This is a genomic window from Mycolicibacterium rhodesiae, assembly GCF_002086695.1.
GTDB lineage: Bacteria > Actinomycetota > Actinomycetes > Mycobacteriales > Mycobacteriaceae > Mycobacterium > Mycobacterium rhodesiae.
Genome location: NZ_MVIH01000023.1, coordinates 19929 through 43657 on the forward strand (window position 1 = coordinate 19929; position 23729 = coordinate 43657).

The window sequence follows — 23729 nt, forward strand, 5'->3', positions numbered from 1 at the left end:
CTCCTCTCGCGACTATCCGAGAACCGGTTCTCTGAAAGCGAGAATCACGTTACCCTGCTCCTCGGCGGGACGGACGCGAAAGGTCGAATCATGGTCGAGTGGCACCTGTACATTCCGCAAAGCCGAATGGGCATCGACGATTTGGTGCTGCGAGCTCGCGCGGCCGAAGCGAGTGGCTTCGACGGGGTGGCCTTCCTCGACCATCTCGAGACTCCGATGGCGCCTGCCAGTCCCATCTGGGAAGCGATGACGACCGCGACCTGGGTGGCCGCCCGAACCGAGCGGCTGCGGATCGGCCATCTGGTGCTGTGTGACCCGTTTCGCTCGCCGGCGGTGTTGGCCAAACAGGCGGTCACCCTTGCCGAGGCGTCGGGCGGACGGTTCGATCTGGGCTTGGGCTCCGGGTCCATGCCCGACGAACTGGCCAAGTTCGGATTCGGCACTGCGACAGGCAAGCAGCGCGTGGCCGCCCTCGAACTGACCCTGATCGCGCTGAAGGGGTACTGGGCCGGCGCCGACGCTCAGCAGCCGCAACCGAGCAGGCCGATCCCGTTGCTGCTCGGCGGCCGCGGGCCACGGATGCTGGATCTGGTACGCCACTATGCCGACTGGTGGAACCTGCCCGCCACCTACGTCGAGGAGTTGCCGAAACTGCTGCCCGCCATCGGCACTGCACGTGCCTCAGTCCAGCAGATGGTCGGCTTCATCGGGCGCAACGCCGACCCAGGGGAAGTCACCGACAAGAGCCGGCGGCGCTGGGGTCATCTCGGTCCCGGTCTGGTGTGCGGCCGCGCCGACGAACTCATCGCATACTTCGCCCGGCTTCGTGATCAAGGGGCGCAACGGTTTTACGTCTGGTTTGCCGACTTCGGCGCGCCCGAGTCGATCGCCGAGTTCGGCGAAACCGTCATCGGGGCTTTCCCCAATTGAGACTGCCTACCCGCCGGCACCGGCCAGAATTTCGGCGCCGTACTTGGCGGCGATGAAGTTCCACGGGTCGGCGTAACGGCCGCGGCCTTCCTGGCGGCGCTGGGCGGCCAGCACCAGTCGCATCGCCGGCCTGATAACTGGTCCGGCAAGTGCGAGAACGGTCTTCAGTGTGCCGCTTTGCGAACCGGACACCCAGGCCACGGTATCGGACCAGGAGTGTTCTTGAAAGTCCAGCAACGCTTGGGATTCCGTCGTGTCATACCATCCGGTGAAGCTCCAGCCCCGGTCGTCGTCGGGGTCGCCGGGAAGGCTGGCGCCGGCCCCCAGTCGGCCGAGCCCCATCGCGGACATCATGTCGTCTTCGACCTCGCGGTGGGTGTGCAGGTGGGTTTCGTCGCCGCCGATCAACAGCACCTTGCCTGCTATGGCGTTGGCGCGGTCGACCCCGTTGGCGAAGGCCAACGCGACATCGCGGGCGTCGACGGTGTGCAACCGGTTGTCGCCGGGCGTTGCTCGCATCAGCACCAGGTAGTCAGTGTTCATCGCGCCCGCGGCATCGGGGGAGATGACACCGGCAAGCCGCAGCATGGCGTACGGCAGGCCGCTGTCGGTGATCACCTTCTCGGCCAGCACCTTGTCCTCGCCGTACTGGTCGATCGGATTCACCGGTGTCTGCGGGGTGATCAAATCGGGGTAGCGGTAGGGATTGCGGGATCCGTACACCGACGCACTGGACGCGTACACCATCGTCGGCGGCGAGGGCAGCGCGGCGCCGGCGTTGACCAGATTGGTGGTGCCGCCGACATTGATCCGGCGAGCCAGCTTCGGATTGCGGTACGAGGCGGGCGAGAGCATCGCGGCCAGATGCACGATCGCGCTCGGCGTGTGCTCGCTGAGCATTCTGTCCACCGCGTCGGTATCGGTCAGGTCGGCGTACACCGGCAGGAATGTTCCGGGGTGTGCCGCGGCGGCCAGCCGGGCCGCGACCGTCCGCGACGTCTCGGTCGGCAGGTCCGTGGCGACGACGGCGTATCCGCGATGCAACAGGATTTCCGCGGTGCGCCAGCCGACTTGGCCGAATGCTCCGGTGACCAGAACTGTGCGTCGCGACATCAGATCATGCCTCGCTTTCGTGCCAGCCGCGCCGCGGAGTCTCGTAAGCGTGGCGAAATCCGGACGGAGAACAGGGGGTTGAAGACATCCTCGCGCAGCCTGGTCAGTGTCGACGTCTTGATCCGCCACTGCCCGTCGGCCTTCTCATAGGTCTCGTGGTAGTGGCCGTACCCGGCAAGGTTGACACCGGGGGCCAGGCGCACAACATCATTCAGTGCCCAGATGCCCGATGCGGTGTTCGGCGAGGTCAGCTCGATCTCGGGGGCATGCACCTGGTGCACCGTGGGTTGGGAGGGCTTGCCCAGTGTCTTCTTGATGAACTCGACCATGTTGTCGGCGCCGGTGATGATGACACCGCCGGACGCGGTGGTGTCACTGACGAAGTCGTCGGTAAAGACCTCCCGCCAGCCCGTCCAGTCTTTGGTGTCGAGCAGACGGCAGTACCGGGCTTTGAGCTGTTTGATCGCTTCGATGTCCACTGCCGCGTCGGTCACCGGCACAGGCTAGCGAATCGGCGCTGCGCACGAGGCAGACTCACACGGGCACTCCCGATGTGATAGACGGCGCCGTAAACTCTCGCGAATGGCAAAGGCATCGCCGGCGCAGCGGCGGAGCGGTCGGCCGACTCAGGTGGAAGCCGCAGCCCTGCACCACCGCCTCAGGGAAGCTGCGGTGCGCACGTTCCTGGAGAACGGGTACGACGCGACCACCATGGTCGCGATCGCCGACGCAGCCGGAATCGCCAAGCCCACGCTCTACGCTCGCTATCCCGACAAGCGTGCGGTGTTTCTCGACGTCATCCCGTGGGCCTTCAGTCGGGCCGTGCCGATCGATGTCGACGACGCCATCGACGAGCAGGACTTGCGCGCCGCTCTGGTCGCCATCGGTCAGGGCGCGCTGCGTCACGCACTCGATCCAGACATCGTGCAGTTGCATCGCATAGCGCGAAGCGAAGCGCACCGTTTTCCCGAATTCGCGCTCAGCGCTGACTCTCTCGGGTGGGCTCGTCGCCAGCAGCAGGTGATGAATCTATTGCGGCAACATGTCGAGGCCGGTGCCATCGACGTCGACGACATCGAACTTGCCGCCGAGCACTTCCTGGCCATGGTCGAGGTGCTGCCCGCCCGACTGGCAGATTTCGGCCTCTACCGAAGCCCCAAGGAAGAACGACGACATCTGCTGCACGCGGTCGATCTGTTTCTGCGCGGAGTTCTGCCCCGTTAACTTTACGCCTGTGTATAGTTTCGGCCATGACCTTGTCGGTCGTCGATATCGCACCGGCCATCGCCTCCGAAGTGCGAGCGACCAAGGCGGAGTTGCTCAACGGCGTGCACGCCGACACGCTCCGCGAGCTCCTCGAACGGCGCGGTGTGCTGGTTTTCCCGCAGATCGGCCTCAGCGACGCCGAGCAGATCGAGTTCACGCAGACACTGGGCACATTCGCTCCCGAGCGCACCGGTGAACAGGTCTACTCGGTCACGCTGGACACCAACATCAACGAGTTGGCCGCCTATCTGAAGGGCTCGCTGTACTGGCACATCGACGGGACCATGAACGAGGTACCGATCCGCGCCTCCCTGCTGTCCAGCAAGGTCGTGTGCCCGGACGGCTCCGGCGACACCGAATTCGCCAATACCTACGCGGCCTACGACACGCTCGACGATGCCGACAAGGAGGCGCTCGAATCGCTGCGGGTGATGCACTCGGCGTGGAACACACTGTTCTACTACGAGCCTGAACCCAGCTACCCGACGTTGCGGACGATGATGGCGATCGGGGATCGCGAACTGCCGCTGGTGTGGAATCACCGCTCCGGGCGCAAGTCGCTGGTGCTGGGCTGCACGGCTCGCCATGTGGTGGACATGGACTTTCGCAAGAGCGTCGAACTGCTTGTCCGGCTGCGGGATTGGGCTACCCGGCCTGAGTTCGTCTACCGCCACCGCTGGTCGGTCGGCGACCTCGTCATCTGGGACAACACCGGAACCATGCATCGCGCCACGCCGTACGACCCGCAATCCGGCCGGTTGCTGCACCGCACCAAGCTGGAGGGCGAGGAACCGTTCGGCTGATGGACGTCACGCCTGCCGCCTTCCTGCGCACGACGCTTCCCTTGGACCTGTCGGTTCTCACCGACCTGGACAGTGGTCGCTACCATTCGGTCTGGCTGCCCGATCACATGGTGAGCTTCTGGCCGGATTCGCTGTGGACGCCGGAGTTCACCGATCTGGCCACCGTGTCGCCGTCGCCGCACCGTCACCTCGACGGGATGGCGGTCGCTGCCGCCGCGGCCGTGCTCACCACCAACGTGTGCTTGGCCACCAGCGTGGTGGACACGGTTCGGCGGCATCCCGCCCTGCTGGCCCAGAGCGCCCTGACCATCGATCACCTGTCCCGCGGCCGGTTCATCCTGGGTCTCGGCAGTGGTGAGACCGAGAACATCGTGCCGTACGGCTTCGACTTCGCCAAGCCGGTCAGCCGCTTCGAGGAAGCGCTGAAAGTGATTCGGCTGCTGTGGGATAGCCCGGGACCGGTCGACTTCGACGGTCAGTTCTATCGGCTCGAGCATGCTCGGCTCGACACCGAACCGTACGAGGGTCGACTCCCGCCGATCTGGATCGGTGCCGGCGGCCCGCGCATGCTCGAGATCGTCGGCCGGTACGCCGACGGCTGGTGGCCGGCCGGGGCGTGGACCCCTGACCACTATGCGGAGATGCTGAGCGCTGTGCGCCACTCAGCCGAGCGTGCCGGACGCGACCCGATGACGATCACACCGTGTTTCGTGCAGGTGTGCCTGATCGGTGCGGACGACGCCGCGATCGAACGGATCGTCCGATCGCCGCTGGTGGCCAGCTTCCTGTTACAGGTATCGGCACCGGTGTTGCGGCGCTTCGGATTCGACCATCCGATGGGAGAGGACTGGGCCGGCTTCCATGACATCGATCCGGCCGCCCTCACCCGGGAGCGCATCGTCGAGTTCCTCGACAAGGTCGATCCCGAGGCCATCCTCGCCGTCGTCCCGCACGGCACACCCAGTCAGGTAGCGCGCATCATCAAGTCGTATGTCGATGCCGGCCTCCGGGTTCCCAAGATCTTGGATTACAGCGCGATGGCGGGCCTGGAGTTCAGCGCGGCATCGGCGACCAACGTACGCAGGACCGAGGACGAACTGCTGACCTTGTGCGAAAGACAGCTATGACGGCCGAATTGGACGCCGCCGAGCTGCTCGCCCGTGCGCGGGCCGAAACCGGCTGCGACGACTTCGGGGACGCGAGCCTGCCAGAGCGTTTCAGCCTGGCCGTCGAGCACCTCAACGGTATCGGGCTGGACGCCAAAGGCATTGCTGAGGCAGAGCGCGTCTGCCACTGGTTGTTGACGTCGCGGCTCGAACTGATCGCGGACCGCAGTCGCTTCCCGATCGCCGACGAGGTGATCGACCGGCCGATGTTCGTCACAGGCGAGCCGCGCTCGGGAACCACGTTGATGCACGCCTTGATGTCGGTCGACCCGCACGGCCGCGCGCTGCGCTTCTGGGAAGTGATGTACCCGTCGCCGCCACCGGGTCTCGCCGGTCCGGACGACCTGCGCCGTGAGAAGGCCGATGCCGACTGGCGCGAGATCAATACCAAGATGCCCAAATGGCTGCACAGCCATCCGTACAACGACATGCTCGGTGACGGTCTTCCGGAAGACGAACGCACCTGGGCGTTCGATTTCCGCGTGATGACCCCAACCGCATGGTGGCGAGTTCCGATGCAGACGCTGGTCGGCGGGCTGCCGACCGATCCGGCCGCGCAGTACCGACTGCACAAGGCGATGCTGCAACAGTGCCAGTACGCCCGGCCACCCAAGTACTGGGTTTTGAAGGGATTCCACGGGTTTCGTCTCGAAGCATTGTTCGACACCTATCCGGACGCGAATCTGCTCTGGCTGCACCGTGATCCGGTTCAGGTCGCCGCATCGCGAACCATGATGATGGCCGATATCCTCGAGGGCATAGTCGGTCCGGTGGACCTGCACGCCGCCGCGAAGATGCACCTGGAATTGACCCGGCACAGCGTCAGGAACACGATGAGCTCGCCGATGGTGGACGACCCCAGGATCATGCACGTCCCCTACCGCGACTTCATCGCGGATCCGGTTGCGATCGTATGGAATTACTACGCCTTCTGCGGGCGTGATCTCACCGGCGAGGCCGAGACAGCCATGCGCGGTTATCTGGCCGGTAATCCTGGCGACCGATACGGCAAGTTTCGTTACTCCACATCCCTGCTGACCGATATCGGGGAGAATCTGGACGAACTGCACGCCGAGTTCGCGGCGTTTCGGCAACGCTTCGAAGTTCCCATCGAGAAGCGGGACTGACCGGTCATGCATGAGCAGCTGTCCGTTCACGACGTCACCTTCCTCGGGTCGAGTCCGGCTGAATTGCAGGGCCATTGGACGGAACTCGGTGTGAGGTGCCTCAGTGTGATCGACACCGAGTTGGTCGATCCTGAGTTTCGTCGGATCGTCGCATCCGGTGACTATCTGGTTCAGGCCGTCTGCCACGTCTTCGGTGCCGGCCGAGTGCCCGCCGACGCGCGATCGGCCGACGACGCCCGCAGCGCACTGTCGCGGCTTATCGATGTCGCCGCGTCCGTAGATGCCCGCTGCATCTACATGCTCACCGGTGGTCGCGGCACGCTCGACTGGGAGCAGGCCGCCGAGGCGTTCAGTTCCGCGATCGAGCCCTGTGTACGTGAGGCCGAGCACGCCGGCATCAGCCTCGCCATCGAGAACGCCTCTGCCCTGTACGCCGACATCCACATGGCGCACAGCCTTCGCGACACCATCACCCTCGCGGAGTCGGCCGGCCTCGACATCTGCATCGACCTGTTCCACTGCTGGGCCGAGGCCGACCTCGCAGGCCTACTGCGCACCGCACTTCCCCGGACCCGGCTAATCCAGCTGAGTGACTACGTGCTGGGCGACCGCGCCCTACCCGCCCGGGCAGTGCCCGGCGACGGCGCGATCTCGATCGAAACCTTTGTGGCACAGGCGTTGACCGACGGTTACCGGTTCGGGTTCGACCTGGAACTGCTGGGCCCGCGAATCGATGCGGAGGGACGACTGGCGGCCGCACAGCGGGCATGTGGCGTGGTCCGGGGGATGCTCGACCGGCTCGGCGGCCGAGAAGAGGAGTAGTCCAGTGGCTCTTGGCGACGGTCCGGATGACGAAGCGCTCGATGCGGCGTGGGGCGACTTCTGCGACCGATTGAAAGCCGCTGGCCGGCAGTCGTTCAAAGACTTCAACGCCACCTCCGGAGCGCAGCGGGCGGACGCCTTCCGCTTCCTCACCCAGAACCTGGGGCAGGCATTCGACCTTGCGCTGGAAACCCGCGATCCGCGGTACCCGAGCATCCATGCCTTTTGCACCCCTACCCGCAAACTCGGTGGCGACTGCGCTGATTTCACCTATCAGCAGGCCTGGATCGACGGCGAGTCCGCCTATCGGATCACCGGAACCCGCGGTACCGCACGATTTTTCAACATCACGGTTCAGGGCGCGCGTCCGGTCGGTCCGCACGTGCTGCATGAGCCGTTCGGTGACGTGCCGGAGGCCAATGTGTTCGGCCATCAGCTGAACATCGAACCCGACGGTACCTTCGCGCTCTACATCGGCGGCCCGGAGCGGGGTCCGAACTGGCTGCCGACCACTTCCGCATCCCGGAAGCTGTTCATTCGACAGGGTTTTGACAACTGGGACGAGCGACCGGGCCAGCTGCGCATCGAGCGGGTCGACATGGACTCACCCAAGCCCGTGCCGACGGCGGCCAGGATGGTCGAAGCGATGGGGTGGGCGGGGGAGTTCGTCACCGGCCTGATGACAAGTTGGCCCGAATTTCCGTTCACCTCTGGCGGTGTCGACAGTGAGCACCCCAACACCTTCCCAGCGACGGACGCGACCGCGGCGGATGCCAAGCGCGGCCGCACCGCCGCCAACATGTATTGGGAACTGGGCCCTGACGACGCTCTGATCGTCGAATTCGACGCCCACGAGGGACTGTGGATGATCACCAACATGGGGGTATTTTTCACGAGCATGGACTTCCTCTACCGTCCGGTCAGCTACACGCCGAGCCGCGCGTCGGTGGACGGTGACGGCAAGGTCCGCCTGGTTCTCGCACACGACGACCCGGGCGTGCACAACTGGGTGGACACCCAGGGTTTCGAGCGCGGCAACCTCACCTACCGCCACATGCTCGACGGTGAGCTCGCCGTGCTCTCCACTCGACTGGTCACGCGTACCGAACTCGACGATGCGCTACCGCCGGACACCAAGCGCGTCAACGCATCTGAGCGCACCCAGCAGCTGTGGGAACGGTTCAACGGTGTGCGCGCCCGGTTTCCGCTGTGAGATCACTTCCCGCGGTTCATCACGCGGTCGGCGGCGGCCCAGTGTTCGTCCGACACCCACAGTTCGGCGAACGCGCCGATCGCCTCGTCCGGGGTCGCGCCGGCGATCACCTTCTTGATCTTTGCGGCCGGCCGATTGGCCAACGACCGTGCCAGCGTGCGCCATTCGTCGTCGAACGAGGAGCGGGGGACCACCCGGTCGATCAGGCCCCACCGCTCGGCCTCACCGGCTTTGAGAACGGTGCCGGAACCCGCGAGCAGCAGGGCCTTGCCCTTGCCGACCAGCGCCGCGAGCCGCTCGGCACCGCCCCAGGCCGGCATGATCTCGAGGGACACCTGATTGAAGCCGATCTTGATGTCGTCGGCGGCGATCCGGATGTCGGCGGCGACGGCGACCTCGGCCCCGCCGCCGAGGGCATGCCCGTTCAGTGCGGCAATGACGGGTGCAGGGAAGGCGGCGATGCGGTCGCAGATCGCCCGCATCCGCGCGGCCATGGCCGCGGCCTCCTCGGTGGTGCGCAGTGCGCTCAGTTCCTTGAGGTCACCGCCGGACACGAACGCCCGGTCGCCACCGCCGCGGATCACCAAGGCCTGGGCCCCGGCGGCGGCGTCGAGCGCCTCTTCGAGCTCACTCATGGTCGACAGCGCGATCGCGTTGCGGGCGTGCGGACGGTCGATGGTGAGGACCGCAAGGCCGTCGGTCGTCTCCAGATCGACCATGTTCGCGTTCTCCAATTCCGGTATTGGCATTCTCAGTCACGGAGAATAGCATCGCCAAGCGGAGGTGCTGTAGTTGAGGAATATCCCGGTTGAGCTGAGCAAACGCTACATCGACGAGGGCTGGTGGACACCGGATACTCTCGGTGAGCTGCTGGCCAGGGGGCTGACGGCCAACCCCGACACCGGGTTCTGGGTGCACTCCGCGGTGCGGCCGTTCAGCGGGACCTTCCGCGACGTGGAACTCCTGGCGCGCCGGCTGGCGGCAGGGTTGCGCGCCCGCGGCGTCGGCCCCGGGGACGTCATCGCGTTCCAGCTGCCCAACTGGGTCGAGGCCGCGGTGACGTATTGGGCGGCGTCGTTCCTGGGGGCCGTCGTCGTGCCGATCGTGCACTTCTACGGTCGCAAGGAACTGAGCCACATCATCGGCACGTCGCGACCCAAGGTCTTCATCACCACCGAGCAGTTCGGCCACATGAAGTTCCAGCCGGACTTGTGCGCCGACGTGCCGATCGTCGGGCTGGTGGGCGACAACTTCGACGAGCTGCTGGCCGACGAGCCGATGGACGGCGAGTTGCACACCGACCCGGCCGGCCCGGCGCTGATCGCGTTCACCTCGGGGACCACCCGCGACCCCAAGGGCGTGATCCACAGCCATCAAACGCTCGGATTCGAGACCCGCCAGCTGTTGGAGAACTATGCGCCGGATCGCGGACGGCAGATCACCGCGACGCCCGTCGGCCACTTCATCGGCATGGTCGGGGCTTTCCTGATCCCGGTGCTCGAAGGCGCTCCCATCGACCTGACCGACGTCTGGGACCCCGGCCGGGTGCTGGAACTGATGGAATCCGAAGGCATGTCGATCGGCGGTGGCCCACCGTACTTCGTCACCAGCCTGCTCGATCACCCCAAGTTCACCGAGTCGCACATGACCCGGATCAAGCACGTCGGTCTGGGCGGCTCGACGGTGCCGATCGCGGTGACCCGTCGACTCGCCGATCTGGGTGTCCACGTCTTCCGGTCCTACGGCAGCACCGAGCACCCGTCGATCACCGGCTCACGGCCGGACGCGCCGGAGGACAAGCGGCTGCTCACTGACGGTGACGCGCGACCCGGCGTCGAGGTCCGACTGACCGAGGAGGGTGAAATCCTCTCTCGCGGACCGGATCTGTGCCTGGGGTACACCGATGAGGAGCTGACTGCCAAGGCTTTTGACGCTGACGGCTGGTACCACACCGGCGACATCGGTGTCCTCGACGAGGACGGTTACCTCACGATCACCGACCGAAAGGCCGATGTGATCATCCGCGGCGGGGAGAACATCAGCGCGCTCGAAGTGGAGGAGCTGCTGCTGAGCATGCCCGCCGTCGCCGAAGCGGTGGTGGTGTCCGCGCCGGATGCCCGTCTCGGTGAGCACACCGCTGCCGTCCTGCGCGTCAGGGAAGGCCACCAGATGCCGACGTTACAAGAGGTTCGCGCGCACTTCGAGAGCTGCGGCGCGGCCCGCCAGAAGTGGCCCGAGGAACTACATGAGGTGGCAGTGGACTACCCGCGAACTGCCAGCGGCAAGGTGCAGAAGTATCTGGTGCGCAAGCAGATTGCCGAGCGTTGACATCGCACTAGGAGCGAACCTTTCGCCGAAGGCTCGCTCTCAGCGCGCTCTCAACGCCACGCCTCATGGACTCGTCGCAGGATGTCGTACTTTCGATGACCTGCCAGCACTCTGACGCGCCGCCAGCCGAGCTGTGTGATGTACTCCGATCGGATCACGTCGCCGCCGTAGATGTCGCGATCGAGGCGGTGTTGCTCGCCGTCGTATTCGACCGCGACCATGACATCGGGCCAGCCCATGTCGAGAAAATAGTGCGAATACCCGTCGGCTCGGAGCACTGGAATCTGAGTCGTTGGGCGGGGAAATCCCGCGTCCATCAGCAGCAGTCGCAACCAGGTTTCACGCGGCGACTGCGCGCCCGCGTCGACAATCTCCAGCAGCTGAGGTACGCGACGCAGACCTTTGACGTGGGGGTGACACTCGGCCACCGCGAGAACATCACCGACTCGGAAGTGGGTGGCCGCGGCCAGCGCGTCGAGCCGCTGGACAGCCTTGGCCGTGGGCCCGTGTCGCGCGAGGTCGAACGCGGTCCGCTCGATGCTGGTGACGGCCACACCGTGCCGGGACGTGATTTCCGCGTCGAACAACGTGTCTCGGCAGATCTGGACGCCCGCTGGAGATTTGCGACCGGGCCAATTCACTTCGATGACGGCGTTGTGGTCGACCCACTTTGCGCCATGCAGTGCTGACGCGGCCGCACCCGAGATGACGCCTTGACGCCCGGACCACAACCACGTGGCCATGGTCCTGTCGCGGAGCGAAGGCGCACACTTCGCGGTGTAGACGTCAGGCAGCACGCGTTGGTAGCGCGTCCGCAGGTCGTACTTCGTAACGGTGCCCGCCGCCAATGCCTCGCTGCCGATGAACACCTGCGCCATGGGTTGCAGGGTGCCAATGGGCGCGCATGGACGTGTTCACCCATGCACAGGGCGTTGAGAGCGCACTCAGAGAGAAGAGTTCGCGAAATCTTCGCCCTCGATGCGCCCTCAACGAGAAGCTGCCAGGCCTGCGCGGTAGCCGAAGACCATCGCGGGACCAAGCGTTCCGCCGGCCCCGCCGTAGGCGCGGCCCGTCACACCGGCCATCGCATTGCCGGCCGCGAACAGTCCGGGGATCGGCTCACCGCTGACGTGCAGCACCCGGCCGTCGCGGTCGGTGCGCGGGCCGCCCTTGGTGCCCATCGCCCCGATGCCCACCGGCACGGCGTAGTAGGGCGGGGTGTCCAGGGGGCCGAGAGTCTGCAGCGCCGGGGTGGATGCCGAGTTGTCGCCCCAATAACCGTCGTATGCGCTTGCGCCACGCCCGAATTCGGGGTCGACCTCTGCGGCGACGTTGTCGTTCCACAGCGACAGGGTGGCGCCCAGGCCGTCGGCGTCGATGCCGGTCTTCTCCTCCAGCTCGGCCAGCGTCGCGGACTTGTTGAACCAGTCGGGTGCCTCACCGCCGGGCTCGACCCCAAGAAAGCCGTAGCGCTTCAGATGCTGATCGTCGAAGACGATCCATGCCGGATCGTTGACGTATCCCAGGCGCGGGTCGAGCTGATGGAACGGCCCGGACATCGAGTTGTACTCGCCCGCCTCGTTGAGGAAACGCTTTCCGAACCGGTTGACGATGATGCTCCGTGGCCGGGTGCGCTCGAGGCGCACACTGCGACTGCGCGGCCTGCCACCGAGGGAGTCGCCGGGGATCTGAATGACCGGCACCCACCAGGCCTCGCCCATGTTCGCCAGGTCGGCACCGTGTGCCATGGCCATCCGCAAGCCGTCGCCGGTGTTGTTCGGCGGTGACACCGGTCCGCGCAACGGACCACGCAGATAGGCCTCGACGAGCCGCTGATCCCATTCGAATCCGCCGGTGCCGAGGATCACGGCTTTGGCGGCACGGACCCTGATCTCTTTACCGCCCAGGACAATCCGCACTCCGGTGATCGCCGATGCGGAGTCGATCAGCTCGACCGCGCGTGCCTCGGTGACCGGGGTGACGCCGAGATCCAGCAGGCCTTTGAGCAGGCCCGCGATCAGTGCGGTGCCGGCGACGCAGTAGTCGCCGTCCATATCGTCGACGGCGGCGTGGATGCGTGCCCGGGTCTCGGCATCGATGCCGACATTGCTGAAGTCGATGGGGAACGACGTGATGCGCGACGCCCAGTCGCCCAACGTCGCACGGTCGAATGGCTTGGCGTTCAACGACCGTCCGCCACGTGGCTGCCCACCCGGCAGTTCGGGCTTGTAGTCGGGGAAGCCCTCGGCGACCTCGAACTGCAGCGCACTGTTGCCTTCGACGAAGTCGAGCATTGCCGGGCCGGTACGGACGAACGTCTCGACCAGCTCACGATCCATGACGCCCAGCGATTGAGCCTCAAGGTATTTCAGCGCGTCCTCGACGGTCAGCTCGCCGCCGGCCGCCCGGTCGTGCGCGGGAATCCACACGATTCCGCCGGACACCGCGGTCGTGCCGCCGACGGTGGACGCCTTCTCGAACACCGCCACCGATGCGCCACTGGCCGCTGCGGTCAGTGCGGCGGTCAGGCCCGCTGCGCCGGTGCCGAGCACCACGACGTCGACCTCGCGGTCCCAGGTGGTGTCCGCCATCGCTTCACTCCTATTGCCGCACACTGGTATTGGCGTGTGCATTTACCGAACGCAGGTGTTCGTTGTTGTCACGCTAACGACGCCGATCGCACAGTGTCAAGCGATCCATCCGGCATAATCCCAGTTCAGCGGGGTGCTTAACTGAGAACGACCGAAAGACGCTGCGCCGCAGCGATCGCCGACTCCCGTCCGTGCAGCACCACGTCTTCACGGTGTGAGATCAGGTTGATGCAGGTGTGCGGTGAGCCGGCCGGCCGGTGCACCGGCACCGCGAGACCGTAGGTGTTGGGCTCGACCTCCCCGTAGGTGATGATCCAGCCCTGCTCGCGCGCGCGGGTCACCAGCGGGCGTTCGCCGGGCCGCGCCGGCATGCTGGCCAGCAGCGCGATACCGGCCGCACCGCGGTCGAGCGGATAGCGGCTGCCCTCGTGGAACGACAGCTGATAGGACACCCGGGTCGGCACGATCACGGCGATCGCGACTTGCTGATCACCCTCGGCGACCAGAAGTGACACCGTGGTGTCGAGTTCGTCGGCGAGGTCGCGCAGCGTCGGCATGGACAGTTCGCGGATGTTGTTGTCGAACGACGCACCCAGGGCGGCGAGCCCGGCCGCGGCGCGGAACCGCCCGTCCTCGGCTTTGGCCACCATCCGGTACGCGGCCAACGTGCTCAGCAGCCGGTAGGCGATGGTCCGGTGCACCCCGATGTGGTCGGCGACCTGCTGAATGGTCAGCCCGCCCTTCGCGGCCGCGACCAGTTGCAACGCGTGCAGTCCGCGGGCCAGGGTTTGCGACCCCGGCGCAGCGTTGATCGGGCTCTCGGTGGGTGTCTGCGTCATGTCGTCCCCGTGCGTGAGGTGCGGATGCGGGCTCGAGTCACCACGGATTGCCTTGACAGACGGCACTCCGAGAGTGATGCTCTTAAACTATCGCACACCGTAGTTCAATAATTACACATACCGCTTACAAAAAGCGAGAATCCCATTATCACCGAAGATAGGGGCAGCCGGGTGCCGGAGTTCGAGAGCGTCTGGAGTGATCTGCAGGGCGTTGCGTTCTCGCAGGGTTACCTGGATGCCGGTGGAGTGCGCACCCGGTACCTGCACGCCGGCGATCCGAGCAAGCCGACACTGGTGCTGCTGCACGGCTCGGGTGGCCACGCCGAGGCGTATGTCCGCAACCTCGAGGCGCACGCCGAACACTTCTCGACCTGGTCGATCGACATGCTGGGACACGGCTACACCGACAAGCCCGGGCACCTGCTGGAGATCCCGCACTACGTCGACCATCTCGCTGCCGTCCTCGACACCATCGGAGCGCAGCGGGCACACATCTCCGGTGAGTCGCTGGGCGGCTGGGTCGCGTCGCGTTTTGCCGTCGACCACCCGGACCGGCTCGAGCGGTTGGTGCTGAACACCGCAGGCGGTTCGCAGGCCGACCCCGAGGTGATGAAGCGGATCATCACGCTGTCGATGGCCGCCGCGGAGAACCCGAGCTGGGAAACCGTGCAGGCCAGGATCAAGTGGCTGATGGCGGACAAGTCCAAGGACTACGACGACATCGTCGCCAGCCGCCAGCGGGTATACCGGCAGCCTGGGTTCGTCAACGCGATGCGCGACATCATGGCGCTGCAGGATCCCGAGATCCGGCAGCGAAACCTGATGAGCCCGAGCGACTACGGCGCGATCACCGCGCCGACGCTGGTGCTGTGGACCAGTGACGACCCGACCGCCGACACGACCGAGGGCCGGCGGATCTCGGAAATGATCCCGGGTGCGCGCTTCGAGGTCATGCAAGGATGCGGGCACTGGCCGCAGTACGAGGACCCCAAGACGTTCAACCGCCTGCACATCGACTTCCTGGTGGGCCGGTGAGCATGGACTTCGACGTCGTCGTGGTGGGGGCCGGGCCAGTTGGCCTGACCCTGGCCAATGTCCTTGGCCTGCAGGGGGTCCGCACACTCGTCGTCGACGAGCGGGACGCGCTCATCGACTACCCGCGCGGGGTGGGCCTCGACGACGAAGCCCTGCGGACCTTCCAGGCGATCGGCCTGGTGGACGCCGTCCTGCCGCACACCGTGCCCAACCAGATCTTGCGGTTCTACGACGGCAAGCGGAGATTGCTCGCCGAGATGGCACCGCCTGACGCGCGGTTCGGCTGGCCCAAGCGCAACGGCTTCGTACAGCCGCTGGTCGACGCCGAGCTCTGCAAGGGTCTGCGCCGGTTCGGCAACGTCGAGGTGGCGTGGGGCCATCCGATGACCTCGATCGCCGAGAGCGCAGAGGGAGTCGTCGTCGAGCTGTCGCCCGCCGCCGGCGACATCCGAAAGGTCAGCGCCCGCTATGTCGTCGGCTGCGACGGCGGTCGTAGCGCCACCCGTCGCCTGATGGGGGTGTCCTTCGACGGCACGACGTCGTCGACCCGCTGGCTGGTGGTCGACATCGCCAACGACCCACTCGGACATCCCAACAGCGAAGTCGGCGCCGACCCGGTCCGGCCGTACGTCTCGATCGCCATCGCCCACGGCATCCGTCGCTTCGAGTTTCTGATCCACGGCCACGAAACCGACGAACAGGCCGAGGATCCCGCGTTCGTGGCGCAGATGCTCTCCCGGCTGGTGCCCTACCCGGACAGGTGCGACATCATCCGCCGTCGCCTGTACACCCACCATTCGCGGATCGCGAGTTCATTCCGCAAGGGGCGCATCCTGATTGCCGGCGATGCCGCCCACCTCATGCCGGTGTGGCAGGGCCAGGGCTACAACAGCGGTATCCGCGACGCCGCCAACCTCGGCTGGAAGCTGGCCGCCGTGGTCAAGGGACAGGCCGGCGATGCGCTGCTGGACAGCTACGACGTCGAGCGCCGCAAGCACGCCCGCGCGATGATCGACCTCTCGACCACGGTGGGCAAGGTCATCTCGCCGACCAACGCGCGTGTCGCCGCCGCCCGGGATGTGGTCATTCGGGCGGCGTCCCTGGTACCGACGCTCAAGCGCTACGTGCTGGAGATGCGGTTCAAGCCGATGCCCCGCTACGAGCAGGGTGCGGTGGTGCACAGCGAGCCTCGGTCACCATCGTCGGCGGTGGGCACCCTGTTCATCCAGCCCCGGGTGGACACCCGTGGCAGCCAGAACGTCCTGCTCGACGATGTCATCGGCCCGTGGTTTGCCTTTGTGTGCTGGAGTAACAACCCCCGACAGCTGCTGGGGGAGAAGGACTTTGCCGCGTGGAAATCGCTCGGGGCCGTCTTCGTCGCGCTGCGCCCGATAACCCAGTTGCACTGGACCGGACACGACGACCCCGACGTCATCGTCGTCGGGGACCGCACCGGCGCACTCAAGGCATGGTTCGACGCGCACGAGGAGTCGGCGATGTTCCTGCGGCCGGACCGCTGCATCGCCGGGGCCTGCATTGCCCAACGCACGCCGGAACTGAGCGCGGCCCTGCTCGACACACTCACCTTGACCCCGGGAGGAGGCACCGATGCCACTGGCGCTCTGCTGCATGTCACACAGTCCGCTGCTGAACCTTCCCGGCCCGTCGGCGGAATTACTTGACGACATCAACACCCAGCTGGCCGAAACCCGGTCCTTCGTCCGGGATTTCGACCCCGAGCTCGTCGTGATCTTCTCTCCGGACCACTACAACGGGTTCTTCTATCGGCTGATGCCACCGTTCTGCATCGGCACGGCGGCCCAGGGCGTCGGCGATTATGGCACGCACGCCGGACCGTTGAATGTGCCTGCCGCGCTCGCCAACGAGATGGCGGCGGCGGTGTGGGACGCCGGTGTCGATGTGTCCCTGTCGGCGGCCATGGACGTCGACCACGGCACCATTCAGCCGCTCGAAGTGCTCTTCGGGGACCCTGCCTCTCGGCCCGTCATTCCGGTGTTCATCAATTCGGTGGCCACCCCGCTGGGGCCGCTCAAGCGCACCCGGGCGCTGGGCAGCGCGATCGGTGAGTTCCTGGCCGCTCTGGATAAGCGAGTGCTCGTCGTCGGGTCCGGTGGGCTGTCCCATGACCCGCCGGTGCCGACGCTGGCCACCGCACCACCCGCGGCGCTCGACCGCATCGTCGGCGGGGCACCGATGTCTGCGGATGGACGAAAGGCACGGCAGGAGGCCGTGATCGCCGCGGCGCATGCGTTCGCCAACGGGAAGAGTCCACTGCAGCCGTTGAATCCGGACTGGGACCGAGCCCTGCTCGACCTCATCGACACCAACCGGCTGGCCGAGGTGGACGGCTGGACCAACGACTGGATCACCCGTGAAGCCGGCAACTCCGCGCACGAGATCCGAACCTGGGTGGCGGCATTCGCCGCGCTGGCATCCCAGGGTGACTATCAGACCCAGCAGCGCTACTACCGCGCTGCTCCCGAGTTGATCGCGGGATTCGCGATCCGGACGGCGGTATCTACGTGAGCGACAACCAATTCGATCATTCCGTCGACGTTCTCGTCGTCGGCTCGGGCGCGGGCGGCATGACCGCGGCGCTGCGCGCTGACGCACTGGGGCTCGACACCCTGATCGTGGAGAAGTCGCCCAAATTCGGCGGATCCTCGGCACTGTCCGGCGGCGGCATCTGGGTACCCGGGGCACCGTCGCAGCGCAAAGCCGGCTACTGCCCGGATCCCGACGCAGTGTTCACCTACCTCAAGACCATCACCGGCGGTCTGGTCAGCGACGACCGGCTGCGCGCCTACGTCGACAACGCCCCGGCGATGATGGAGTTCCTCGAAAACTCCAGCGGCTGGTTCGAATTCGTCTGGAAGCCGGGATACGCCGACTACTATCCCGAGCTGGCCGGCGGCTCCGAGCGGGGCAGCACCATCAACGTGCCCGAGATCGACCTGCGCAAGCTCGGCGACGAGGAGGCGAACCTTCTCGCGCCACTGGCACTGGCTCCCAAGGGAATCTGGTTCGCTCCCAAGGATCTGCGGCTGTTCTACCAGGTCCGGCAGAACTGGCGCGGCAAGGCTGTGCTGCTCAAGCTGATCTGGCGGATGTTCCGGGCGCGGGTGTTCGGCGACAGGATGGCGGCCATCGGGCAATCCCTGATGGCGCGGATGCGACTGGCGCTCAGAGACAAGGACATCCCGCTGTGGCTGTCGGCACCGATGACCGAGCTGATAGTCGATGTCGACGGTAACGTCGTCGGCGCGGTGGTGGAACGGGCGGGCAAGCCCCTGCGCATCGCCGCGCGGCGCGGCGTTGTGGTGGCCTCCGGCGGGTTCGATCACGATATGGCCTGGCGCCGTGAACATCTGCCGGTGCTGGAAAAGGACTGGAGCTTCGGCAATCCCGCGGCCACCGGCGACGGCATCCGGGCAGGGGAAAAGGTCGGAGCCGCCACCGATCTGCTCGACGAGGCGTGGTGGTTCCCGGCCATGTGCTGGCCGGACGGCCGCCTGCAGTTCATGCTCAACGAGCGCATGATGCCAGCGCAGTTCGTCGTCAACGGCGCGGGTAAGCGTTTCATCAACGAAGCCGCGCCCTACATGGATTTCGCGCACGCGATGATCGAAGGCCAACAGCAGGGCGTCCAGCACATCCCGTGCTGGCTGATCACCGACATCGCCTCGTTCCACCGGTACGTGGTCGGCGGTCACCTGCCCATTCCGAAGGTGCCGTTCGCGCCGGTACCCACCGGCCGCAAGATCCCGCAGGCCTGGCTGGATTCCGGAATCGTCAAGACCGCAGATACATTCGGCGCGCTGGCGGCCGAGATCGGTGTGCCTGCAGATGAATTGCAGCGGACCGCCGACCGGTTCAACGAGCTCGCGCGCAGCGGTCACGACGACGACTTCAATCGCGGTGACAGCGCCTACGACAACTATTACGGCGACCCCACGCTGGCCAACCCCAACCTGGCCCCGCTGGGCAAGCCGCCGTATCTGGCGTTTCAGATCATCCTCGGCGATCTCGGCACCTCCGGCGGCTTGCTCACCGACGAGCACGCCAGGGTGCTGCGCGCGGACGGCACCGTCATCGGTGGTCTCTACGCCACCGGGAACGCGTCGGCCGCGGTGATGGGCCGCAGCTACGCAGGCGCCGGCGCCACCATCGGACCCGCTATGACGTTCGGATACGTCGCAGCAGAACACATCTCCCACAATTCCAATCGAGAGGTAACCGCATGAAGATCTCGCTGTTCTACGAGTTTCCGCTGCCGCGGCCGTGGTCGGAGGACGACGAGCACCAGCTGTTCCAGCATGGCCTCGACGAGGTGGAGCTCGCCGACAAGGCCGGCTTCTCCACAGTGTGGCTCACCGAGCACCACTTCCTGGAGGAGTACTGCCACTCCACCGCCCCGGAGATGTTCCTGGCCGCAGCCAGCCAGCGCACCAAGAACATTCGGCTCGGCTTCGGCGTGATGCACCTGCCGCCGCCGATCAACCACCCGGCGCGCATCGCCGAGCGGGTCGCCACCCTGGACCATTTGTCGAACGGACGGGTCGAATTCGGCACCGGCGAAGGCTCGTCGGTCGCCGAGCTCGGTGGCTTCGACATCGACCCCGCAGACAAACGCACCATGTGGGAAGAAGCTCTCGAGGTCTCGATCCGGTGCATGACCGAGGCGCCGTTCACCGGCTTCAAGGGTGAGCACGTCCAGATGCCGGCCCGCAACGTCGTCCCGAAGCCGCTGCAGAGCCCGCACCCGCCGGTATGGGTGGCCTGCACCCGCCCGTCGTCGGTGCAGATGGCGGCCCAGAAAGCCATCGGCGCACTGAGTTTCGCCTACACCGGCCCGGAGGCCCTCAAAGAGCGGGTGGACGGCTACTACAAGGAGTTCGAGGAGCAGGGCACGCCCGTCACCCCGGCGATCAACCCGAACCTGCTGGCGATCGGTGGCGACCTGTCGATGATGGTGGCCAAGACCGACGAGGAGGCGCTCAAGCGAATCGGCATCGGTGGCGGGTTCTTCTCGTTCGGCATCATGCACTACTACATCAACGGCATGCACACACCCGGCCGCACCGGTGTCTGGGAGTTGTACGAGAACGCGGTCAAGGATGATCCGACGCTGGCGTACGGCCCGGGCCGCGGGGCGATCGGTTCCCCCGATACCGTGCGCGAATTCTTGCGCGGGTACGAGGCCAGCGGCGTCGACGAGATCATCCTGCTGCTCAACCCGCGCAGCCACGAGGGCACGATGGAGTCCATCGAGATCATGGGCAAGGAGATCTTGCCCGAATTCATCGAACGCGACGAGAAGGCGGCCAAGGACAAGGCCAAGCGCCTGGCGCCGGTGATCGACAAGGTCGAGGCCCGCCGGCAGCCGTCGGAGGCTCCGCTGTTCGACGAGACCTACGCATTCGGCGGGCTGCCCACCGGCCGGGGCGGGAAGTTCACCGCCGGTGAGATTCCCGAGGCGATGGCCGAGATCAACGAAGGCCGTGTCAAGGCCGCGCAGTTGGAGAAGGAGAAACGAGAGGCCAAGTAGCGCCGTGATTCCCATGGACGATCTGGTGCGGTACGACGGCCGCCGGGTGGTGGTCACCGGCTGCGCGTCGGGCATCGGCGCGCAGCTGTGCGATCAGCTGGCCACGCTGGGTGCGGAGGTGGTCGGCCTCGATGTGCACCGTCCGGTGAGCGGGGTCAACGAGTTCGTCGAGGTCGATCTGGCCGACGCCGGCTCGATCGACCGGGCGGCGGACGCGGTCGGCGGCCCGGTGGACGCCCTGTTCAACGTGGCCGGGGTGTCGTCGGGGATCGGTGACCCCGTGCTGGTCGTGACGATCAACTTCCTGGGGACCCGGCACTTCACCGAGGCGATGCTCCCGCAGCTGGCGCACGGCGCGTCGATCGTTTGTGTGTCCTCGCTGGCTGCCGCGAACTACCGTGAGAACCTGCCGCAGGCGGCCGGTCTACTGGCGACGGGATCGATGGCAGAGGGTGTCGCGTGGTGCCACGCGAATCCCGACGCGCTGGCCGACGGCGGGTACCGGCTGTCCAAGGAGGCGATCATCGGTTACGCGGTCACCAACGCCGTGCCATTGGGCGCCAAGGGCATCCGGATCAATTGCAGCGGACCGGGTGTCACCGAGACCCCAATCCTCGATCAACTGCGGTCGGCCTACGGGCAGGAACGGCTCGACGACATCCCCAAGCCGCTGGGCCGGGTGTCGAACCCGACCGAGCAGGCGGCGGTGCTGGCATTTCTGGGCAGCAGGGCCGCCGGTTACATCACCGGTCAGATCATCTGGGCCGACGGCGGCAACATCGCGGCGCGCCAAGCTGCCGACTACGAGAAGGGATGACCAGCGTGGACAGTATGAGCGATTTCCGACGGGTCGCCGACGACGTCCGTAACTGGGGACGGTGGGGCGACGACGACGAACTGGGCACGCTGAACTTCATCACTCCCGAGAAGATTGCGCAGGCAGCCGCAACGGTTCAGCACGGCAAGGTGTTTCCGCTCGGTGTCGACTTCGGTTCGTCCGGCCCACAGGGGGCGTTCCAGTATCGCCAGAACCCCACCCATGTCATGACGATCGACGGCGGCGACGCCAACACGTTGCTGGAGTACGGGCCCACGTGGCTGAGAAACCCCGCGGCCGTGCAGCTGAGCGGGTATTCCACGGCCGGGCCGATGCGATTCAACGACGACATGATCATCATGCCGCTGCAGGCCGCCACCCAGTGGGATGCGTTGTCGCACGTGTACTACGAGGACAAGCTGTACAACGGATTTCCCGCCGACTCGGTAACCAGTCTCGGTGCGTACTACTTGGGCATCGACAAGGTCGCCGGCTTGGGCATCACCTCCCGCGGTGTCCTGCTGGACATCGTCACGCTGCGCGGGGTATCGACGTTCTGCGAGCTCGGCGAGCCGATCACCCCGGCCGAACTCGACGAGGCGGCCCGCAGGCAGGGCGTCACCATCGAATCGGGCGACATCGTGCTTGTCCGAACGGGTTGGTGGGCAAGATTTTTGGAGACCGGCGACGGACGGGAGCCCGGCGCGGGATTGGATTGGACCTGCGCGTCGTGGCTGCACGATCACCAGGTCGCCGCGGTTGCGGCCGACAACCTGATGGTGGAGAACCCGGCGTCCGGCGTCGATGGCACCATCTTGCCGATGCACATGTTATGCCTGCGGGATATGGGCTTGATGCTTGGCGAGTACTGGAATCTCACCGAACTGGCCGCCGACTGCGCGGCCGACGGTCGCTACGAATTCCAGCTCGTCGCACCGCCGCTGTCCGTCACCGGCGCAGTCGGGTCACCCGTCAACCCGATCGCGATCAAGTGAGCCATCAGCACCGGACCCTCGTCGTCGACGGCTTGGCGACACATTTTCTCGAGGCGGGAGAGGGTGAGCCGGTCGTGCTCCTGCATGGGGGCGAGTTCGGGGTGAGCGCCGAAATCGGTTGGGAAAAACTGATTCCCGAGCTCGCCCGGCACTACCGGGTGGTGGCGCCGGACATGCTGGGCTTCGGCGAGTCGGCGAAGGTCGTCGACTTCACCGACGGCCGGGGCATGCGTATCCGGCACATCGCCCGGTTCTGTGCATTGCTGGGAATCGACTCGGCACACTTCGTCGGCAACTCGATGGGTGCCATCAATCTGTTGGTGGACATGACTTCGGAGTTTCCCGTGCTGCCGGTGCGCAGTGCGGTCGCGATCTGCGGCGGCGGCGAGATCCAGAAGAACCGGCACACCACCGCTCTCTACGACTACGACGCCACATTCGAGGCGATGCGCGCGATCGTGGAGGCGTTGTTCTTCGACGCGGCGTACCCCGCCGACGAGGATTACGTGCGGCGACGCTACGAGTCGAGTGTCACACCCGGGGCCTGGGAGTCGCTGGCAGCAGCCCGCTTTCGCAGGCCAGGGCTGGACGCGCCGCCGACCCCGTCCAGTAAGCGGGCCTACGAACGGATCGACGTACCGGTACTGGTCGTCGAAGGTGCCGGCGACAAGCTGTTGCCCTCAGGCTGGGCCGCCGAGATCGCCGAGCAGATCACTGCGGGACGTTCGGCGGTGATCGAGGATGCCGGGCACTGCCCACAGATCGAACAGCCCGAAGCGCTCGCCGAATTGCTGCTGGACTTCTTCGCCCAAACCGGCAGTTCGCAGAAGAACTCCGAGTAGGAGCCTGCGCAACGTCGATCTCGGCGGACCGCTGACTCGGCCCCCAGCTTCGCTCGACGAGATTGATCTGGCGCAGGAGAAATGCGAGTAACCAGCTGCGTGAGTTCAATCTCGTGAGAGCGCGATGCGTTTCAGCGCGGCTCGGTCGCCGAGATTGACGTCGTGCAGCGTTCTACTCGCACTTTCCCGGCGAAACATTTCTCCTATGTCAAGCGGCGAGGGGTTCGCTGGTGTGGTGGCGTGATTTCTCGTCGGCGTGTAGTCGGTTGAACA

At 66.1% G+C, this 23729-nt stretch carries 22 protein-coding genes; 16 read left to right on the forward strand and 6 right to left on the reverse strand.

All coding sequences use genetic code 11. The features are described from left to right. Positions 1-90 precede the first annotated feature (90 nt). Positions 91-930 carry an LLM class flavin-dependent oxidoreductase gene (locus BST42_RS26745; protein WP_083122738.1) on the forward strand — a complete coding sequence of 280 codons (840 nt, stop codon included), beginning with the start codon at positions 91-93 and terminating at the stop codon, positions 928-930. 6 nt (positions 931-936) lie between these two features. On the opposite strand, the gene BST42_RS26750 is transcribed toward BST42_RS26745, so the two are convergent. Together BST42_RS26750 and BST42_RS26755 are read right to left on the reverse strand one after the other, a co-directional pair. Next, a complete protein-coding gene (locus BST42_RS26750; RefSeq protein WP_083122739.1) occupies positions 937-2043 on the reverse strand; it encodes an NAD-dependent epimerase/dehydratase family protein in 1107 nt (368 codons plus the stop codon). Continuing rightward, the gene (locus BST42_RS26755) at positions 2043-2537 is read right to left on the reverse strand and encodes a nuclear transport factor 2 family protein (protein ID WP_083122759.1); all 495 of its coding nucleotides are present in this window, start codon (positions 2535-2537) and stop codon (positions 2043-2045) included. The genes BST42_RS26750 and BST42_RS26755 overlap by 1 nt, the downstream gene beginning before the upstream one ends. Before the next feature lie 88 nt (positions 2538-2625). Between BST42_RS26755 and BST42_RS26760 the strand changes: the two genes are divergently transcribed. Genes BST42_RS26760 through BST42_RS26785 form a run of 6 tightly spaced genes read left to right on the forward strand, consistent with a single transcriptional unit; the run spans position 2626 to position 8440 of the window. Continuing rightward, a complete protein-coding gene (locus BST42_RS26760) occupies positions 2626-3267 on the forward strand; it encodes a TetR/AcrR family transcriptional regulator (RefSeq protein ID WP_083122740.1) in 642 nt (213 codons plus the stop codon). 26 nt (positions 3268-3293) lie between these two features. Then, complete coding sequence (locus tag BST42_RS26765) at positions 3294-4112, forward strand: TauD/TfdA dioxygenase family protein (protein ID WP_083122741.1); 819 nt, start codon at positions 3294-3296, stop codon at positions 4110-4112. Next, on the forward strand, positions 4112-5239 hold the full coding sequence (locus BST42_RS26770) for an LLM class flavin-dependent oxidoreductase (RefSeq protein ID WP_083122742.1): 1128 nt from the start codon (positions 4112-4114) through the stop codon (positions 5237-5239). The genes BST42_RS26765 and BST42_RS26770 overlap by 1 nt, the downstream gene beginning before the upstream one ends. Further along, a complete protein-coding gene (locus tag BST42_RS26775) occupies positions 5236-6405 on the forward strand; it encodes a sulfotransferase family protein (protein WP_083122743.1) in 1170 nt (389 codons plus the stop codon). The genes BST42_RS26770 and BST42_RS26775 overlap by 4 nt, the downstream gene beginning before the upstream one ends. Positions 6406-6411: 6 nt before the next feature. Beyond that, positions 6412-7227, forward strand: a complete 816-nt coding sequence (locus tag BST42_RS26780; protein ID WP_083122744.1) for a sugar phosphate isomerase/epimerase family protein — start codon at positions 6412-6414, stop codon at positions 7225-7227. A 4-nt stretch (positions 7228-7231) separates the two neighbouring features. Next, positions 7232-8440 (forward strand): DUF1214 domain-containing protein, encoded by a 1209-nt coding sequence (locus BST42_RS26785; RefSeq protein ID WP_083122745.1) that lies wholly within the window; start codon positions 7232-7234, stop codon positions 8438-8440. A gap of 2 nt (positions 8441-8442) precedes the next feature. On the opposite strand, the gene BST42_RS26790 is transcribed toward BST42_RS26785, so the two are convergent. Further along, complete coding sequence (locus BST42_RS26790) at positions 8443-9159, reverse strand: enoyl-CoA hydratase/isomerase family protein (protein ID WP_083122746.1); 717 nt, start codon at positions 9157-9159, stop codon at positions 8443-8445. Positions 9160-9232: 73 nt separating this feature from the next. Between BST42_RS26790 and BST42_RS26795 the strand changes: the two genes are divergently transcribed. Next, positions 9233-10768 (forward strand): AMP-binding protein, encoded by a 1536-nt coding sequence (locus tag BST42_RS26795; protein ID WP_083122747.1) that lies wholly within the window; start codon positions 9233-9235, stop codon positions 10766-10768. 50 nt (positions 10769-10818) lie between these two features. Here the strand turns inward: BST42_RS26795 and BST42_RS26800 are convergent, their stop codons facing one another. The 3 genes from BST42_RS26800 to BST42_RS26810 form a co-directional block, all read right to left on the reverse strand. Beyond that, positions 10819-11646, reverse strand: a complete 828-nt coding sequence (locus BST42_RS26800; RefSeq protein ID WP_083122748.1) for a hypothetical protein — start codon at positions 11644-11646, stop codon at positions 10819-10821. Between the two features lie 108 nt (positions 11647-11754). Further along, positions 11755-13359: an FAD-dependent oxidoreductase gene (locus BST42_RS26805; RefSeq protein WP_083122749.1), complete on the reverse strand. Its 1605-nt coding sequence runs from the start codon at positions 13357-13359 to the stop codon at positions 11755-11757. Between the two features lie 137 nt (positions 13360-13496). Beyond that, on the reverse strand, positions 13497-14198 hold the full coding sequence (locus BST42_RS26810) for an IclR family transcriptional regulator (RefSeq protein WP_083122760.1): 702 nt from the start codon (positions 14196-14198) through the stop codon (positions 13497-13499). Positions 14199-14369: 171 nt separating this feature from the next. Between BST42_RS26810 and BST42_RS26815 the strand changes: the two genes are divergently transcribed. Genes BST42_RS26815 through BST42_RS26850 form a run of 8 tightly spaced genes read left to right on the forward strand, consistent with a single transcriptional unit; the run spans position 14370 to position 23456 of the window. Next, a complete protein-coding gene (locus tag BST42_RS26815; protein ID WP_083122750.1) occupies positions 14370-15233 on the forward strand; it encodes an alpha/beta fold hydrolase in 864 nt (287 codons plus the stop codon). A gap of 2 nt (positions 15234-15235) precedes the next feature. Then, positions 15236-16915 carry a bifunctional 3-(3-hydroxy-phenyl)propionate/3-hydroxycinnamic acid hydroxylase gene (locus BST42_RS26820; protein ID WP_083122751.1) on the forward strand — a complete coding sequence of 560 codons (1680 nt, stop codon included), beginning with the start codon at positions 15236-15238 and terminating at the stop codon, positions 16913-16915. Beyond that, a complete protein-coding gene (locus BST42_RS26825; protein WP_237159605.1) occupies positions 16863-17780 on the forward strand; it encodes a 3-carboxyethylcatechol 2,3-dioxygenase in 918 nt (305 codons plus the stop codon). Before BST42_RS26820 ends, BST42_RS26825 begins: the two co-directional genes overlap by 53 nt. After that, positions 17777-19498: an FAD-binding protein gene (locus BST42_RS26830; RefSeq protein ID WP_083122752.1), complete on the forward strand. Its 1722-nt coding sequence runs from the start codon at positions 17777-17779 to the stop codon at positions 19496-19498. Before BST42_RS26825 ends, BST42_RS26830 begins: the two co-directional genes overlap by 4 nt. Beyond that, positions 19495-20802, forward strand: coding sequence for an LLM class flavin-dependent oxidoreductase (locus tag BST42_RS26835; protein WP_083122753.1), 1308 nt, complete (start codon positions 19495-19497; stop codon positions 20800-20802). Before BST42_RS26830 ends, BST42_RS26835 begins: the two co-directional genes overlap by 4 nt. 4 nt (positions 20803-20806) lie before the next feature. Further along, on the forward strand, positions 20807-21619 hold the full coding sequence (locus tag BST42_RS26840; protein WP_110918800.1) for a coniferyl-alcohol dehydrogenase: 813 nt from the start codon (positions 20807-20809) through the stop codon (positions 21617-21619). Positions 21620-21633: 14 nt separating this feature from the next. Beyond that, a complete protein-coding gene (locus BST42_RS26845; protein WP_276008811.1) occupies positions 21634-22614 on the forward strand; it encodes a cyclase family protein in 981 nt (326 codons plus the stop codon). Further along, positions 22611-23456, forward strand: a complete 846-nt coding sequence (locus tag BST42_RS26850) for an alpha/beta fold hydrolase (protein WP_083122756.1) — start codon at positions 22611-22613, stop codon at positions 23454-23456. Before BST42_RS26845 ends, BST42_RS26850 begins: the two co-directional genes overlap by 4 nt. Positions 23457-23729: the final 273 nt, after the last annotated feature.

Coding starts and splice junctions, on each gene's coding strand:
- BST42_RS26790 (WP_083122746.1), bottom strand. CDS start 9,159: ATGGTCGATCTGGAGACGACCGACGGCCTTGCGGTCCTCACCATCGAC.
- BST42_RS26780 (WP_083122744.1), top strand. CDS start 6,412: ATGCATGAGCAGCTGTCCGTTCACGACGTCACCTTCCTCGGGTCGAGT.
- BST42_RS26805 (WP_083122749.1), bottom strand. CDS start 13,359: ATGGCGGACACCACCTGGGACCGCGAGGTCGACGTCGTGGTGCTCGGC.
- BST42_RS26765 (WP_083122741.1), top strand. CDS start 3,294: ATGACCTTGTCGGTCGTCGATATCGCACCGGCCATCGCCTCCGAAGTG.
- BST42_RS26825 (WP_237159605.1), top strand. CDS start 16,863: ATGTCACACAGTCCGCTGCTGAACCTTCCCGGCCCGTCGGCGGAATTA.
- BST42_RS26760 (WP_083122740.1), top strand. CDS start 2,626: ATGGCAAAGGCATCGCCGGCGCAGCGGCGGAGCGGTCGGCCGACTCAG.
- BST42_RS26845 (WP_276008811.1), top strand. CDS start 21,634: ATGAGCGATTTCCGACGGGTCGCCGACGACGTCCGTAACTGGGGACGG.
- BST42_RS26800 (WP_083122748.1), bottom strand. CDS start 11,646: ATGGCGCAGGTGTTCATCGGCAGCGAGGCATTGGCGGCGGGCACCGTT.
- BST42_RS26835 (WP_083122753.1), top strand. CDS start 19,495: ATGAAGATCTCGCTGTTCTACGAGTTTCCGCTGCCGCGGCCGTGGTCG.
- BST42_RS26775 (WP_083122743.1), top strand. CDS start 5,236: ATGACGGCCGAATTGGACGCCGCCGAGCTGCTCGCCCGTGCGCGGGCC.
- BST42_RS26770 (WP_083122742.1), top strand. CDS start 4,112: ATGGACGTCACGCCTGCCGCCTTCCTGCGCACGACGCTTCCCTTGGAC.
- BST42_RS26820 (WP_083122751.1), top strand. CDS start 15,236: ATGGACTTCGACGTCGTCGTGGTGGGGGCCGGGCCAGTTGGCCTGACC.
- BST42_RS26745 (WP_083122738.1), top strand. CDS start 91: ATGGTCGAGTGGCACCTGTACATTCCGCAAAGCCGAATGGGCATCGAC.
- BST42_RS26810 (WP_083122760.1), bottom strand. CDS start 14,198: ATGACGCAGACACCCACCGAGAGCCCGATCAACGCTGCGCCGGGGTCG.
- BST42_RS26750 (WP_083122739.1), bottom strand. CDS start 2,043: ATGTCGCGACGCACAGTTCTGGTCACCGGAGCATTCGGCCAAGTCGGC.